Source organism: Enterovibrio qingdaonensis, assembly GCF_028683135.1.
Taxonomy (GTDB): Bacteria; Pseudomonadota; Gammaproteobacteria; order Enterobacterales; family Vibrionaceae; genus Enterovibrio; species Enterovibrio qingdaonensis.
Map to the genome: position 1 here is coordinate 100,451 of NZ_JAJUBB010000017.1, position 15,497 is coordinate 115,947.

Genomic DNA, 15,497 nt, shown 5'->3' on the forward strand with positions numbered 1-15,497 from the left:
TTTGAGGGTAAACATGAAAAAACTCACTATTGCCATCGTGGCATCGCTGTCACTTTGGGCAGCAACAAATGCATTTGCTAACGACGTAACACTCAGCAACACCGAGCAATCTCAGCTTGACGATATTGTCACTATGTTGAAAGGGAACCCTGAGTTGATCCCTAACTTACATCAGGGCATCAAGGGATACATCACTCAGCAAACACAAATCGATCAAGTGTTGGTGCAAAATCACGACTACCTCTACAACAACCCGAAACACCCGCAATTTGGTGCGGTAAATCCAAAACTGACCATTATTAACTTTACCGATTACAGCTGCCCATTCTGTAAAAAGCTGGATCCTGTTTTGCACCAAGCCGCGCTGTCTTACCCGGATGTAAGAGTCGTGAATGTGTTGGTGCCCTTAATCGAAATGCGCAATCCGCTCTCTGACAAAAACTCGGCGGCGTTCGCCATCAATGTTTGGAACCAAGACAGAGACAAGTTCTTTGATGTAAATGAAACGCTGATCAAAAAGCCAAGTGCCCACGACAACCGTTCTGTTACCAACGTGGCAAAGAAATTTAATACCGAGGCCAGCTTAAAATCGTCTGAAGAAACTCAGAAGATAATTGAAAAGAATTATCAGCTGTTCAATGAACTCGGTCTGCGCGGCACACCCGCAATGGTCATTGGTGATCAAATCGTTCCAGGCTATGTGCCAATGGAAGAGCTCAAAAAGCTCATCGATAACGCGCTCGCTTCCTAGGCAAATCTGCTTTTACCCATAATCGGAGAGGAACTTCCTCTCCTTTTTCCTCTAATGCCTTCCTCAATTCGCTACATCTCTCAAAGTAGATCACGCATTTCTTACATCCATTGAAACCTTACATCTTCTTTTTCGAGTGACCATAAATTTGAGCATCTTCAAATTGAAGGACAGCGTTCAATTAACCAACCCTTGGAGTGCACAGTAGAAAAACAACATTGTATTAACAATTAACATAAAGAGGAAAAAGCATGTTACGCACTCGGCTCCTACCCTATGTCGCTGTTGCTTCGGCTGTTTCATCCATCGCTATAACGAGTAATGTCTCAGCACACGGTTACATGGACTATCCTCCATCCAGACAAGAAATTTGTTATCGCGATGGTGGCTATTGGGACTCCAATGACGGCTCAACGATCCCTAATGCAGCATGTCGTAATGCCTATGTAGAATCTGGTTGGTATCCTTTCGTACAAAAGTCAGAATTTGCCAAGCTGGTTTCAGACTACAATAATCAAACCGCTGTTGAACTCGCGGTGCCTGATGGCGAGCTTTGCTCCGCTGCCGATCCAAAGAAATCTGGCATGAATACGCCTTCAACGGAATGGCAAAAAACACCGATAGATCCTTCTCTCAATGGCAAGTTGACACTTCTCTACAACGCCATGACGCCGCATAATCCTAGCTTTTGGAAAATCTATCTTTCCAATGCCAGCTACAACCCAGCCGTAGACACCCTCAAGTGGACTGATCTGGATATTCTCGCTGAGTTTGGCAATGTTCCTGTCGTCGAAATCAATGGCACCAAGTATTACCAAATGGAAATTACCCTGCCGACAGATCGCGTGGGAGATGCCATCCTGTTTTCCCGCTGGCAACGCGAAGACCCCGCTGGAGAAGGTTTCTATAACTGTAGCGACATCAGCTTTGGTGGCGATGTCACGCCCCCCACGTGGACTAACATCGGTAACGCGATTAAATCAACGACCAACGCAAATGCAGGTGATACCGTCTGGTTCCGCTTGTTCGATGCCAATGGCACAGAAACCATCTTCGAAAAACTCCCCATTGACGCGACTAACGAATCAGAAGCCGTTTGGACAACCCAGCTTGCGGAGATTGTGAATGCCTCGACCATCGCGTTGATGGGTAAACAGGCAACTGACGGGACAATTACGTGGGACAGCAACGATATTTATGCAAACGCCGTTTATGCCATCGATAAAAACAGCACTTTCCAACTGGAAGTAAAAGCCGCACCAAGTAACAACGCACCAGCCTTAAGTGCTCCAAGCTTGGTATCGGTTGAAAGCGGAAAGAATGTCACGATCGCAATCTCGGCGTCAGATCCGGACAATGACGCCCTTACCTTTACCGCGAGTTCAGGCACGCTTTCGGTCACTGGCAATAACGCATCGCTGCTTTATGTTGCGCCAACAACAACCACCGATATCGCCGAGCAACTGCTCGTGACCGTCAGCGACGGAACAGCAACCACAAATGCGACGATCACAGTCAACATAACGGGTTCTGGCGCGGTAGGAGAAACCAATTGGTCTGCCGATGTCGTTTACCTAGGCGGTGATAAAGTTACGCATTTTGGGACAACGTATACCGCTCAATGGTGGACGAAAGGCCAAGAGCCTGGCACATCTTCTGCTTGGGTGGCAGATAAAGCCCCTGGTGATACGGCATGGAGCACTGACAGCACCTACACGTCAGGAGACACAGTGACATACCAAGGAAAAGCCTATAAAGCAAAATGGTGGACGAAAGGTGATGTCCCCTCAAATGGCGGACCTTGGCAGGAAATTATTTAGCGCAACAGGTATAAAAAAACGCCCCACAATGTGGGGCGTTTTTTATTCTTTTTGTCTTTTATATATTACGCATGCGCATGAAATTGTTTAATTTTCTCGCGATAGCCATCAAGTCGCTGAGGCGTCATCATGTTGCGATTGTCATCCGTCACTAAACCACCCATTTGGTCAGCCACTTCCTGAGCCGTTTTCAGCATCAACTTAAAGTTTTGTTCCGCCTCACCAAAACATGGCAACGTCATAAAGAAGGTGATGCCTGGCGTAGTAAACTGATGAATGGAAGTCAGCGGGAAACTGCCCGGATTAAACATATTTGCCGCACTGAAAAGGACTTTACCCGTGCCCGCCAAATCTGCATGTCGATGGAAGATATCCATCTCACCAAACAACATACCGTGCTGCTCTAGACAATTGATCAGATCTTCACCCGGGAACTCAACGTTACCGCTGGCCTGTACATTGATGATAAGAACTTGTGTTTCAGGCTCTTTGGGTGCTTCCTCAACAATGTCTTCTTCAACCACGTCCTCAACAGCATCAACGGTTTCTTCAGATACCGTCTCGGTAACGATTTCCGTCTGCTCTGTCTCATACGCTGGTTTCGCAGTCGCAACGTCGTGAGTCGGTTCGCTAACCGTGCGCGTCGCATCGTCATCGCTGTCTGATGCGGTAAAGACGGGGAGATCGATCTCTTCATCTTTTACGACTTTTTGAGCTGGCTCATCACTGGCAAAAAGCGGGTCTACCTCTGGTTTATCACCAAAACTCAACTCAGGCTCTTTTCGTGGTGCTTTCGGCGTTTCTGGCTCACCCGATTTAATAACGCGGACGGAACCAATACCATCTTGATCGAATCCAGTGTCATCTTTGTCCCTAAGTTTGCCAATAGGTCTTTCAGCAAACTTTGCAGGCTTTTCCTTTCGGCTAGTCCATAGGCCATGAAGTAGCAGCGCAGCAATCGCTACTGCTCCCAAAATGATTAAAACAAGGCGCAATTCCTGCATCATTTAATCTCAGTATTTATCCAATTAACGACGATCGGCGTACCTATCTAAACACCTAGGAACAGCCTTTGGCAATGTCGCACTCACAAATTGCTGACTACTGTACCAAAAAGTGTATAAAAGTTAACGTCCATACCGCGAGAACACTGAAAAAGTCACTGTTCTGTCTAGGTTTTGACAACCCGTTCGAGCAAAAATTCGCCAAAGTCACAAATTGCTATTCTCACCCTGAAACCGTTACCATTAGGAGACTTACAGCAAGGAGACGTTATGACACCTTCTCAATTGGCCAAGCAACCCGTATCCGGGGCTAGCTATTTTCTCCGCGGATTCTCGTTGGCTTTTACTCCAGGCATACGAAGATTCGTCATTATTCCGCTCGCGGTAAATCTGATTTTGATGGGTTCGCTAATTGGTATTGTATTGTCGCAGCTAAGCGGTTGGATTGATGGCTGGCTCTCTTACATCCCCCAATGGCTTGATTGGCTGTCTTATCTTCTCTGGCCAATGCTGGCAATTGCGATCTTGGTGATATGTTCATACTTCTTCAGTACGGTCGCAAACTGGATTGCCGCACCTTTTAACGGCTTACTGGCTGAGCACTTAGAAGCGCACCTTACAGGTAAACGTCCACCTGATGATGGATTAGCGGGTGTGATTAAAGATCTCCCACGCGTGTTTAAACGTGAATGGCAGAAACTCTGGTATTACCTACCAAAAGCATTGGGGTTGCTTATCTTGATGTGGATCCCTGCAATTGGCCAAACATTAGGGCCTGTGCTTTGGTTCCTATTCAGTGCCTGGATGATGGGGATTCAATATTGTGACTACCCGTTCGATAATCACCGAGTGTCTTTTCCCAACATGAAAGCCACCCTGCGCCAAAACAAAGGCTCTACCATGAGCTTCGGTGGTCTGGTGATGTTTTTCACCATGACGCCAATACTCAACCTGTTTGTCATGCCCGCAGCCGTCTGTGGCGCGACCGCAATGTGGGTCGATAAGTACCGCAACGACCTCGCACGTTACTGATCCATCCATAAAACAACACCTTTGTTCTGAGTTAACGATCACTCAGCAAAGGTGTTTTGTTCTCCTATTGTGCATATAACTGCGAAGCCCACCTGAAACAAACCTAATTACAATAAGATATAACTAGACATTCCTTTGAAATTAGAAAATACACGATATGCTTGTATCCGTATCCCCCTGCAACCGAAGGAACGAAGAAGATGGGTAAAATTTACGAAGACAATTCAACCACTATGGGCAACACTCCACTGGTACGTTTAAACCGTGTATCTAACGGAAAAGTGCTGGTTAAGATTGAAGCTCGCAACCCTAGCTTTAGCGTTAAATGCCGTATCGGTGCAAACATGATTTGGGATGCCGAAAAAAGCGGCAAACTGAAGCCAGGCGTTGAGCTTGTAGAACCCACCAGTGGTAACACAGGTATCGCACTCGCATACGTTGCTGCGGCGCGCGGTTACAAACTCACGCTGACCATGCCTGAATCAATGAGCCTTGAGCGCCGTAAGTTGCTGAAAGCACTGGGTGCAAACCTCGTACTCACCGAAGCAGCGAAAGGCATGAAAGGTGCCATTGCAAAAGCAGAAGAGATTGTTGCTTCAGATCCAGAAAAATACTTACTACTTCAGCAGTTTGATAACCCAGCAAACCCAGAGATTCACGAGAAAACAACAGGTCCAGAAATCTGGGAAGACACTGACGGCGAGATTGACGTGTTCGTCTCTGGTGTTGGTACAGGCGGTACACTGACCGGTGTAAGCCGTTTCATTAAAAACACCAAAGGTAAGGCAATCACGACCGTTGCCGTTGAGCCTGCTGAATCACCTGTTATTACACAAACCGTAAATGGCGACGCAGTACAACCAGCACCGCACAAAATCCAAGGTATCGGCGCAGGTTTCGTACCTGGCAACTTAGATTTATCACTGGTTGATAAGACAGTACTGGTTACGTCTGATGAAGCCATTGCGATGGCGCGTCGACTGATGGAAGAAGAAGGTATTTTGGCGGGCATCTCTTCCGGTGCAGCGGTAGTTGCTGCCAACAAAGTTGCTGAATTGCCTGAGTTTGCGGACAAAACTATCGTCACCATCCTGCCAAGTTCTGGTGAGCGTTACCTGAGTTCTGCACTGTTTGCAGGTATCTTCACAGAGCTCGAAAACCAGCAATAATCAACTATCTCAGTTATTTGACATTCTCATTACTGAAAATAAAAAGCCCCTGTTGGGGCTTTTTTTGTTTGATTTTTCGAGCCTGCTCTAGTAAAAATTCCCCGCCTTTTATTTTTAAGCTCGAAATTAATCCGTGACTCGAATGTGAGCAAGTTGTAGATTTGAGTGAAAATGTCACAAAAATTTGACTTGGATTAAGCAAGAGCATTCAAATCTTGGTTAGTTTACGGTCCACCGATAGCCAAAGAAGGCCATTCGGTTTAAGCTATCCACAGATTTAATACATAAACCTAAATAAATAATGTATCGGGGTAAAACATGTATCAAAAGCAAGTAGAAATCACTGCTGAAAACGGTCTGCACACTCGTCCTGCTGCTCAGTTTGTTAAAGAAGCAAAAGGCTTCGACGCAAAAATCACTGTTGTATCTGGTGGTAAAGAAGCAAGCGCGACTAGCCTGTTCAAACTGCAAACTCTGGGTCTGACCAAGGGTACTGTAGTGACTATCAAAGCTGAAGGTGCACAAGCTCAAGAAGCAGTTGATTTCCTAGTTAAGCTGATGGACGAGCTGGAATAATCCAGCTCTTTTTCTATCCATTAGTTTTTAATTTGATCAACGTAGGGTAAAGCTATGATTTCAGGTATCCTGGCATCTCCTGGTATTGCTTTCGGCAAAGCGCTGCTGCTCCAAGAAGATGACATCGTCATCAATAAAAATCCAGTTCCAGCGGACCAACTAGACGCGGAAATCGCACGACTATTTGACGGTCGTGAAAAATCTAAACAGCAACTTGAAGCGATTAAAGACAAAGCTCGCATCACTTTCGGTGAAGAGAAAGAAGCGATCTTTGAAGGCCACATCATGTTGCTTGAAGATGAAGAGCTAGAAGAAGAAATCATAGCTTTCATTAAAGACAATAATGCGTCTGCTGAATACGCGATTTACAGCGTAATCGAAGAGCAAGCGACGACTCTTGAATCATTGGACGATGAGTACCTAAAAGAACGTGCAACTGATATTCGTGACATCGGCTCACGTTTCATCAAGAACACTTTGGGTATCACCATCGTATCTCTGAGCGCAATCAACGAAGAAGTTATTCTGGTTGCTAACGACCTGACGCCTTCTGAAACTGCGCAAATCAACCTAGACTACGTTCTGGGCTTCATCACCGACATCGGTGGTCGTACGTCTCACACTTCTATCATGGCGCGTTCTCTTGAACTGCCTGCGATCGTTGGTACCAACGACATCACTAAGCGTGTGAACAACGGCGACATGCTGGTTCTTGATGCAATCAACAACAAGATTGTTATCAACCCAAGCGAAGAAGAACTAAACAAATTCAAAGCGATCCGTGACGAGTTCATCGCAGAGAAAGAAGAGCTGGCAAAACTGAAAGACTTGCCTGCTGTTACTCTGGATGGCCACCAAGTGGAAGTGTGCGGCAACATCGGTACAGTGAAAGACTGTGACGGCGTTAACCGTAACGGCGGTGAAGGCGTTGGCCTGTACCGTACCGAGTTCCTGTTCATGGACCGTGACTCGCTGCCTACTGAAGAAGTTCAGTACAAAGCGTACAAAGAAGTTGCAGAAGCAATGCATGGCCACCCAGTGATCATCCGTACTATGGATATCGGTGGTGACAAAGATCTGCCATACATGGATCTGCCAAAAGAAATGAACCCATTCTTGGGTTGGCGTGCAGTTCGCATCAGCTTGGATCGTCGTGAAATCCTTCGTGACCAGCTGCGTGCAATCCTGCGTGCATCAGCGCACGGTAAGCTACGCGTGATGTTCCCAATGATCATCTCTGTAGAAGAAATCCGTGAACTGAAGAAAGCGATCGAAGAATACAAAGCGGAACTGCGCGCTGAAGGTCTGGCATTCGACGAAAACATCGAAATCGGTGTAATGGTTGAAACGCCTGCTGCTGCGGCGATTGCGCACCACCTGGCAAAAGAAGTTGAATTCTTTAGCATTGGTACAAACGACTTAACCCAGTATACTCTGGCGGTTGACCGTGGTAATGAGTTGATCTCACACCTGTACAACCCACTATCACCAGCAGTACTGACCGTTATCAAGCAAGTTATTGACGCTTCTCACAAAGAAGGTAAATGGACTGGCATGTGTGGTGAGTTAGCTGGCGATGAGCGTGCAACCCTGCTTCTAATGGGTATGGGCTTGGATGAGTTCAGCATGAGTGCTATCTCAATCCCACGCATCAAGAAAATCATCCGTAATGCAAACTTTGCTGATGTTCAAGCAATGGCGGAAGAAGCACTGGCAATGCCTACTGCAGCAGAAATTGCTGAACACGTAGAAAAATTCATTGCTGAGAAAACTGTCTGCTAGAATACGGCAGCAAAGTACTGTTAACGCTTAGGAGCAAACACTATGGGTCTGTTTGACAAACTGAAGAAGCTGGTTTCTGACGACAGCAGCGATGCTGGCGCAATCGAAATCATCGCACCGCTGTCTGGTGAAATCGTAAACATCGAAGACGTGCCAGACGTTGTTTTCGCTGAGAAAATCGTTGGTGATGGCATCGCGATCAAACCAGCTGGCGACAAAATGGTTGCACCAGTAAACGGTACCATTGGTAAGATTTTCGAAACCAATCACGCGTTCTCTATCGAATCTGAAGACGGCATCGAGCTGTTCGTTCACTTCGGTATTGACACCGTTGAACTGAAAGGTGAAGGCTTCAAGCGTATCGCTGAAGAAGGTCAGACTGTTAAAGTTGGTGACCCAATCATCGAGTTCGATCTAGCGATGCTAGAAGAGAAAGCGAAGTCTACTCTGACTCCTGTTGTTATCTCTAACATGGACGAAATCAAAGAGCTGAACAAGCTTTCTGGTGCTGTTACTGTTGGTGAAACTCCAGTACTGCGCATCAAGAAGTAATTCTTAGATGCGAAAAAAAGCGCAGCCTAGGCTGCGCTTTTTTTGTATCTGTCTATTTTCACTTAACTATTAACATTTTTGGGATTATAGAGCTAAAGCCTCATGCCTAGTTCGATACTGGCTGGGCGTCATACCAGCCAGTCGTTTGAACATACGGCAAAAATAATCCGCATCCACAAAGCCACTTTCCAATGCCACCTGTTTGACTCGAAGTCCTTTCTCTAGCAGTAAATGTCTTGCATGAGCAAAGCGCTCGCGATTGACGTATTCGTTAAACCCGACCTCACCGTATTGTTTGAACAAATGCGAAAGATAGCTAGGTGAAATACAGAACTCGCGTGCAACCGAATCCCGACAGATCTGTTCATGAAAATGACAACGCAGATAAGTCAGTATTTGCTGAAAGAGTACCTTTTGCTTCGACACATCAATCGCCTGTTCTTTCAGAGATGATGCTATATATGCCAACAGTCCATCAATTTTTCCTTCAACGTTGGTTCTGTATAGCGCAGGCACTTCAACGACCCATTTTGCCAAACTGATACATCGGCCATCTTGCCAATGGTTATAACTCAGCCCAAGCTTCTCGCCTTTAAAGCAGATACTGAGTGTATTGGCATCTTGGGCAAACGGTAAGTTCCAACCATCCGGCGATACACAAAGTACATCGCCTGATTTCATCTGCTCAGACGCTCGCACCCCCTCAGCCTGACTAAATAACATTTCAACGCAACCATCGACCACGATTTCCAAGCGTTGTGTTGGAACCCGCCAAGCAAGGATTGGCGCATCATTGCAAGGCACCGCCCATAGGCAGTGTCGATTTTGAATATGCTGCAAACGCTGTACTAACTCAGCAATAACGAGAAATGATAGCGGCTCAGCTTGGAATGAAACATTTGGCATCAGGTTATCCACTCACCAATAGGTAGAAAATAAATTCAAAGAACTCAATATTCGTACACTTTACGGTGAAAAAATTTACAGCATTCAGGGATTTTTTCTATGAAGTGGCGCACCCTTTGCTGTAAATATTTACAATTAACCGTCTATTTTGCGCATTGTCACAGTTAAATATTGGAAAAATTTTCATTATTCGCCTGCCCTATATCCCCTATATCTATTATTCGGTCGTAGAAGGAGAACCTCATGACCAATAACGTTGTCGCGATAACCGCTTGTGCTGCTGGTATCGCACATACCTACATGGCTGCAGAAGCTTTAGAGCAAGCCGGTAAAGAACATAACTTTTCAGTCAAAGTAGAAACACAAGGCTCCATTGGTGCTGAAAATATCCTGACTGAACAAGACATTGAAAAAGCAGATCTGGTAATCATCGCCTCCGATATTGAAATCGATTTGGCACGCTTTGCTGGCAAACGCGTTTATAAAACTCGCCCGAAAGCGGCGATTCGCGATGCGATGGCTCTAATTAAAGAAGCGGATGAAAACGCAACGGTCTTTGGCGCAAAAGGCACTAAAGTCGGCAACGTCACGTTAGGTAAAACCACTGAGAACGGCTTTGTTCAACACATTATGAGTGGTATTTCTTACATGGTGCCGATGGTTATCGCAGCCGGTCTATTACTGGCGATCGCGAATATCTTCGCTTTCCAGAAAGACGACCTTGGCCGCATGGTCGCATGGGGTTTTGATCAAAAAGACCCACTCGGCTACTTCATGTTCCACCTTTTTAAAGTCGGTCAAATTGGTTTCACCTTGATGATCCCGCTGTTCGCTGGCTTTGTAGCAAACTCAATTGCAGACCGCCCAGCAATTGCTCCTGCAATGCTAGGTGCCTACATGGCAAATGACCCTAGTTTCCTAGGTACTAACGCAGGTGGCGGCTTCCTGTCAGCCATTCTGGTTGCCTTCCTTGTCGGTTATTTCGTGAAATACCTGAAAAAGGTAAAATGGCCAAAAATCATCCAACCTATCGTGCCGATCATGGTTATCCCTCTGATTGCGACCTTCTTCATCACTGTTGTTGTGCTTTACCTGATTGGTCAACCGATTGCAGGTGCAATGAGCGCGCTGTATGACGGCCTGAACTGGATGACGACCAACTATGCCTCTTCGACCTTCATTATTGGTGCCATTATTGGTGCGATGATCGGCTTCGACTTTGGTGGCCCGGTAAACAAAACCGCATTGATTTTCGGTACCGCAGTATGGACGGACACCGTCGCGAAATACGGTATCGAAGGCGCAAACTTTGTGCCGGGCACTGCAGCGCAAGCAGCAATCTCTGTTGCACCACTGGGTATCTTCCTTGCGTCTAAGTTGTTCGCCAAACGCTTCTCTGCAACCGAGAAAATCTCAGCAAACTCAGCCTTTGGTATGGGTATCGTGGGTGTCACCGAAGGTGCAATCCCATTTGCTGCCGCTAACCCTGTACAAATCATTACTGCAAGTGTGGCGGGCTCTGCGCTAGCTGGTGGCTTGGTTGGCTACTTGGATGTGAAATTCTACGGTGGTATCGGCTCTCCACTGGGCACCTTTGTTGGTTACATTGAACAGCCAATTCCGTTTGTGACTTGGATTGCCTGTACGTTCGCAGGTATTGCAACAACCGCGATGATTATTGGCTTCTGGCGTCGTCCTAAAGCGGTAAACGCCACAGAATCAACACCTGTTGAAACGGTCACAGTCGAAACAGCAACCACCAACGGATAAGCAATATGAACGCAGTATTCTCACTTGAGCACATTTTAACGGATGCTCAATCTACCACTCAAAAAGCCGCTTTCCGCTTTATCGCTGAAAACGCCTACGCCTTGGGTTTTGTTGACAGTATCGAGGGTTTTGAAGCGGGTTTAAAAGCGCGCGAAGAACATGACAGTACAGGTTTTATGGGCGGCATTGCCATCCCTCACTGTAAGTCGGAACATGTCACCAAACCGGGGATATTTGTGGTGCATTTCACGCATCCGATTGAATGGGAAACCATGGATGATGCCCCAGTCACGACCGTCGTGTCTCTGGCCATCCCTACATCAGGTGCTGATGAAAGTCTGGTGATGTTGACCAAACTTTCTCGCGCCATGATGAAACCGGACATTCGAAGCACCTTGCAAAGCGAAGACTCGCAAGCGGTGCTGGATATTATCCATCACGTAATTGCGTAAAACTAAGCGGGCAGTGCTATGACGAAACAACTTCATGTGATTTCCCACACCCATTGGGATTTTGAATGGTATTTCTCTACCCATGAGTCGCTCATCCAGCTTATCTACCATATGGAAGAAGTGATGGATGCCCTTGAGAAAGGGGACGTCGACAATTACTATCTGGATGGGCAATTGAGTATCGTTGAAGACTATCTCAATGCCTGCCCGCATCAACAACACCGCTTATCTGCGTTGGTAGAGAGCGGGAAACTTAAAATCGGTCCTTGGTATACACAGACCGACCAGCTCATCATTGCGGGGGAATCTATCATCCGCAACCTGCAACTTGGTATCAATCTTGGCAAAGCGTTAGGCGGTGTTGAGATGCTCGGCTATGTGCCTGACTCGTTCGGTCAGAGCGTAGATATGCCGAAAATCTACCGTGGTGTCGGCATTGACAAGACCGTATTTTGGCGTGGACTCTCGACCGATGTTTACCCCTACCGCGAAGGTCGCTGGCAAAGTGATGATGGCAGTGACGTTACCTTCTACAACATACGAGACGGCTACTACGTCGGCGGACAATTGATTTACTGTGACGATGCGGTTGCACTCGTCAGTCAGGTCGAAAAAGGCTGTTTAAGCCAAGACATCGCTCTGCCACTCGGCGGCGACCAACGCTACGTTGACCGCAACGTCAAATCGCGTATCGAGCAGTTTAATCAGCAATTATCAGAGGCAAACCTTGATGTTCGCTTGGTTGAGAGTAGTTACGACGCATTATTCGACCGTCTGAAAGCACAAGATCTCCCAATGGACATTCTAAGTGGTGAGATGATTGATGGGCAGGTCTCAAAGATCCACCGCTCTATCTACTCATCTCGTGCCGATCACAAGCGTTTAAACGATATGCTTGAGCGTCGCATCACCCTAGAACTCGAACCCTTGATGGCACTGGCAACACGCTTTGGCATCGGGTACCAAAAAGAACTTATCAATAACCTCTGGCGCATCATGACGCGAAATCATGCCCATGACAGCGCGGGGGGGTGCAACACAGACAAAACCAACAAGATCATTGTTGAGCGTTTTGAGCAGGTTGATCAGATGTCTTCTGCGGCGCGAGACTATTTAGTTCGCAAAATCGCGGAATCACAACCTGTCCTAGAGAATGGCGCAAGGCTGACACTCTTCAACACATTGCCGTTTGCACGTGAGCATACACAAAACCTCACGCTTTCAACCAAATCAGCAGGCTTTACGCTCTCAACAGTGAGTGGCGAACCCGTCGCATTTGACGTGATTGCACAAAGCCAGCATTACAACGGCAGCATCCAACGCGATCCAAAAGACAACGATCCTAATGGTTACTATTACCAAACCGAGATAGCGATTCGCCACAGTATGCCAGCGCTGGGCTTTACCTCTTTGGTGATTGAAGAAACCCGAGATGCTCTAACACCCATTGACGAAAAAGCCACTTACCTCATAGAGAACAACCGCTACCGCATCGAATACACAGGTGGCGGACTGCATTTGATTGATAAAGACAACGAGCGTCGCTGGGAATACTTCCTTACAGCGCGTGATGGGGGTGATGACGGCGATACCTATGACTACTCGCCACCCGCCCAAGATTGGGTTATCGACTTGTCATTTAATCATGCCGAATGTGTCACTCAGTGCGGCGCGTTACAACAACGCTTAACACTCTCTGGCCAATGGATGCTGCCAGAAAATCTAGAGGCCCGCTCCCACCGTTTCGCTGATACGCAGTGTGACTACGTGCTGACATTGACGCTGCAAGATGGCTTACCGCTTTCCATTGAGTTCGATATTAATAATCAGGTTGATGACCACCGTCTTCAGCTCGTCGTCAACAGCCCGATTGAAACCAAAGAAAGTATTGCTGATACGCCGTTTGGCTTCGTTCGTCGCCCGCACTATCAGTTGCAAATGGCTGACTGGCGTGAACGCGGCTGGAAAGAAGAGCCTTGCGGTATCTATCCGATGATCAACCTTGTCAATGTGAGTGATACCGCCACAAGCTTGTCAGTTCTGGCACAAGGCATTAAAGAATATGAAGTGTTGCTGGAGTCGCCTTCTCAGCCAAGCGGCAAAGTGGCACTGACTGTGTTCAGAAGCGTTGGCTGGCTAGGCAAACCGGACCTGATCCGTCGTCCGGGTATCGCATCAGGTCAACAGTACAAATACATTCCAACACCCGATAGCCAAATGAAAGGCCACCAAATCGCCAAGTTGGCATTGCTGTTGGATGACAAGTTTGACGCGGCGGCTGTCAACCACGCTTCTCAGCGTTGGAGCATTGAGCAGCCATACTACCAAGCGCAATCGCTAAATCAGTTCACGAATACTCTGAAGTATTTTGTGATGCACCCACTTTCAAACACCGTTGTCGATGAAACATCAATGCTGACTGTCGATGCACCTTCATTGGTTTGCAGCAGCATTCAATACGAAGACGGGGCCGTTTTTGTGCGCGTGTACAACCCGTCTGAATATGCGATTGAAGACGCAGGCACCCTACAATTTGCGCAAGATATTCAAGATGCATGGGAAACCAATCTACTGAATCAACCGCTGCATCTGTTAACCATCAGCCAAAATGCTATTCATTTCGGCAAGTTCCGCGCGAAACAAATTCGCACTTTCAAAATCGCGCTTGAATAAGAGGAGTGTTTTGCCTTAACCCCTTACTGAATGCATGCTAGCAATACTTTCCCCAGCGTACAGACTGTGTGACTGGGGAAAGAAAACGCTCGCCTTAAAGCTGCAACTTCCAGTGATGAGGGTATAGTAAGGCAAACTGACAATGGCCTATGGTACTGATGAACAAAGATATCGGACTGCTTTTTGAATATGCACGGAGCAAATTCACGTCTACCGACAGCAAGATTGCGGAATACTTTCTTGCCCGAAAGCCAGTCAAAACTATTGAAGAGCTTGCCGTAGACATCGGTGTTTCCACCGCGTCTATCACCCGCTTTTGTCAAAAGCTGGGACTGAACAATTTTAAAGAGTTTCTGTTTCTCTATCAGGGTCAACTAGACAGTGCTAACCCCCCATCGAAACGTGAACACTCTGGATTACATCAAGATTATTTTGACGTATTGCAGCAGCTAGACAATTGCATTGATACTGATGTCGTTGAGCTTATTACTGCGGCAATTTCGCAACATAAAATCATCCACATTTTTGGCACAGGATTCAGTGCGCTGGCGGGTGGCGATTTCAAATTTCGCTTCGGCCGTCTAGGTAAGTTTGTTGAAGTCGTGCAAGACACCAACTCCATGGTGATGTACCAAGATATTCTGACTACTGAGAACTTAGTCATCGTATTAAGTCTCAACGGTCTGAATGAAGATATGGCAAAAGTCGTGAAAAACCTCACTTCACGTGGAATTTCCACGTTTTTAATAACCTCTAATGCCAAATCCAAACTTGCCAAAAACGCCACCGCAACCTTGCTAACCGCTTCATTGCACGGCGAAGAGCGCACCGGGATGATCACGGCACAACTCCCCATGCTTATGGCGATTGATCACCTGTATTTCCACTACGTTTCGACCAACCGAGACACCATCAAAAACTGGGTCTCCACTGAAGCCCCGTTTGGAAAATAACACACCTTCTTCAGTCGATTTTTAAAACTGCCAATATAAGAAAGCCGCTTAATTAAG

13 protein-coding genes are annotated in these 15,497 nt (G+C 46.8%); 11 read left to right on the forward strand and 2 right to left on the reverse strand.

The genetic code is table 11. The features are described from left to right. The first annotated feature begins 13 nt into the window (after positions 1-13). Entirely contained in the window at positions 14-751 is a 738-nt protein-coding gene (locus LRP49_RS19285; RefSeq protein ID WP_274144067.1) for a DsbA family protein, read from the forward strand. Positions 752-1,002: 251 nt separating this feature from the next. Beyond that, entirely contained in the window at positions 1,003-2,571 is a 1,569-nt protein-coding gene (locus tag LRP49_RS19290) for a lytic polysaccharide monooxygenase (protein WP_274144069.1), read from the forward strand. A 65-nt stretch (positions 2,572-2,636) separates the two neighbouring features. Here the strand turns inward: LRP49_RS19290 and zipA are convergent, their stop codons facing one another. Next, complete coding sequence (gene zipA, locus LRP49_RS19295; protein WP_274144071.1) at positions 2,637-3,578, reverse strand: cell division protein ZipA; 942 nt, start codon at positions 3,576-3,578, stop codon at positions 2,637-2,639. A gap of 267 nt (positions 3,579-3,845) precedes the next feature. Here zipA and cysZ point away from each other — a divergent pair, with 267 nt between their 5' ends. The 5 genes from cysZ (at position 3,846) to crr (ending at position 8,686) form a co-directional block, all read left to right on the forward strand. After that, on the forward strand, positions 3,846-4,607 hold the full coding sequence (gene cysZ / locus LRP49_RS19300) for a sulfate transporter CysZ (protein WP_274144073.1): 762 nt from the start codon (positions 3,846-3,848) through the stop codon (positions 4,605-4,607). 200 nt (positions 4,608-4,807) lie between these two features. Further along, entirely contained in the window at positions 4,808-5,776 is a 969-nt protein-coding gene (gene cysK / locus LRP49_RS19305; protein WP_274144075.1) for a cysteine synthase A, read from the forward strand. 318 nt (positions 5,777-6,094) lie between these two features. Continuing rightward, positions 6,095-6,352 carry an HPr family phosphocarrier protein gene (locus LRP49_RS19310; protein ID WP_067415788.1) on the forward strand — a complete coding sequence of 86 codons (258 nt, stop codon included), beginning with the start codon at positions 6,095-6,097 and terminating at the stop codon, positions 6,350-6,352. A 54-nt stretch (positions 6,353-6,406) separates the two neighbouring features. Further along, positions 6,407-8,134 carry a phosphoenolpyruvate-protein phosphotransferase PtsI gene (gene ptsI, locus LRP49_RS19315; protein ID WP_274144078.1) on the forward strand — a complete coding sequence of 576 codons (1,728 nt, stop codon included), beginning with the start codon at positions 6,407-6,409 and terminating at the stop codon, positions 8,132-8,134. Between the two features lie 42 nt (positions 8,135-8,176). Continuing rightward, on the forward strand, positions 8,177-8,686 hold the full coding sequence (gene crr / locus LRP49_RS19320) for a PTS glucose transporter subunit IIA (RefSeq protein WP_274144080.1): 510 nt from the start codon (positions 8,177-8,179) through the stop codon (positions 8,684-8,686). An 84-nt stretch (positions 8,687-8,770) separates the two neighbouring features. Here the strand turns inward: crr and LRP49_RS19325 are convergent, their stop codons facing one another. Beyond that, positions 8,771-9,592 carry a helix-turn-helix transcriptional regulator gene (locus LRP49_RS19325; protein WP_274144081.1) on the reverse strand — a complete coding sequence of 274 codons (822 nt, stop codon included), beginning with the start codon at positions 9,590-9,592 and terminating at the stop codon, positions 8,771-8,773. A gap of 243 nt (positions 9,593-9,835) precedes the next feature. Here LRP49_RS19325 and LRP49_RS19330 point away from each other — a divergent pair, with 243 nt between their 5' ends. From LRP49_RS19330 to LRP49_RS19345, 4 genes are all read left to right on the forward strand, one after another. Next, positions 9,836-11,362, forward strand: a complete 1,527-nt coding sequence (locus tag LRP49_RS19330; RefSeq protein WP_274144083.1) for a PTS fructose transporter subunit IIC — start codon at positions 9,836-9,838, stop codon at positions 11,360-11,362. 5 nt (positions 11,363-11,367) lie between these two features. After that, positions 11,368-11,814 carry a PTS sugar transporter subunit IIA gene (locus tag LRP49_RS19335; protein WP_274144085.1) on the forward strand — a complete coding sequence of 149 codons (447 nt, stop codon included), beginning with the start codon at positions 11,368-11,370 and terminating at the stop codon, positions 11,812-11,814. Between the two features lie 18 nt (positions 11,815-11,832). After that, a complete protein-coding gene (locus tag LRP49_RS19340; RefSeq protein WP_274144087.1) occupies positions 11,833-14,487 on the forward strand; it encodes a glycoside hydrolase family 38 N-terminal domain-containing protein in 2,655 nt (884 codons plus the stop codon). Positions 14,488-14,645: 158 nt separating this feature from the next. Further along, positions 14,646-15,440, forward strand: a complete 795-nt coding sequence (locus tag LRP49_RS19345) for a MurR/RpiR family transcriptional regulator (RefSeq protein ID WP_274144089.1) — start codon at positions 14,646-14,648, stop codon at positions 15,438-15,440. Positions 15,441-15,497: the final 57 nt, after the last annotated feature.

What these genes read in the sequence shown, in the direction of transcription:
- LRP49_RS19285 (WP_274144067.1), top strand. Translation starts at nt 14, where the DNA reads ATGAAAAAACTCACTATTGCCATCGTGGCATCGCTGTCACTTTGGGCA.
- LRP49_RS19290 (WP_274144069.1), top strand. Translation starts at nt 1,003, where the DNA reads ATGTTACGCACTCGGCTCCTACCCTATGTCGCTGTTGCTTCGGCTGTT.
- zipA (WP_274144071.1), bottom strand. Translation starts at nt 3,578, where the DNA reads ATGATGCAGGAATTGCGCCTTGTTTTAATCATTTTGGGAGCAGTAGCG.
- cysZ (WP_274144073.1), top strand. Translation starts at nt 3,846, where the DNA reads ATGACACCTTCTCAATTGGCCAAGCAACCCGTATCCGGGGCTAGCTAT.
- cysK (WP_274144075.1), top strand. Translation starts at nt 4,808, where the DNA reads ATGGGTAAAATTTACGAAGACAATTCAACCACTATGGGCAACACTCCA.
- LRP49_RS19310 (WP_067415788.1), top strand. Translation starts at nt 6,095, where the DNA reads ATGTATCAAAAGCAAGTAGAAATCACTGCTGAAAACGGTCTGCACACT.
- ptsI (WP_274144078.1), top strand. Translation starts at nt 6,407, where the DNA reads ATGATTTCAGGTATCCTGGCATCTCCTGGTATTGCTTTCGGCAAAGCG.
- crr (WP_274144080.1), top strand. Translation starts at nt 8,177, where the DNA reads ATGGGTCTGTTTGACAAACTGAAGAAGCTGGTTTCTGACGACAGCAGC.
- LRP49_RS19325 (WP_274144081.1), bottom strand. Translation starts at nt 9,592, where the DNA reads ATGCCAAATGTTTCATTCCAAGCTGAGCCGCTATCATTTCTCGTTATT.
- LRP49_RS19330 (WP_274144083.1), top strand. Translation starts at nt 9,836, where the DNA reads ATGACCAATAACGTTGTCGCGATAACCGCTTGTGCTGCTGGTATCGCA.
- LRP49_RS19335 (WP_274144085.1), top strand. Translation starts at nt 11,368, where the DNA reads ATGAACGCAGTATTCTCACTTGAGCACATTTTAACGGATGCTCAATCT.
- LRP49_RS19340 (WP_274144087.1), top strand. Translation starts at nt 11,833, where the DNA reads ATGACGAAACAACTTCATGTGATTTCCCACACCCATTGGGATTTTGAA.
- LRP49_RS19345 (WP_274144089.1), top strand. Translation starts at nt 14,646, where the DNA reads ATGAACAAAGATATCGGACTGCTTTTTGAATATGCACGGAGCAAATTC.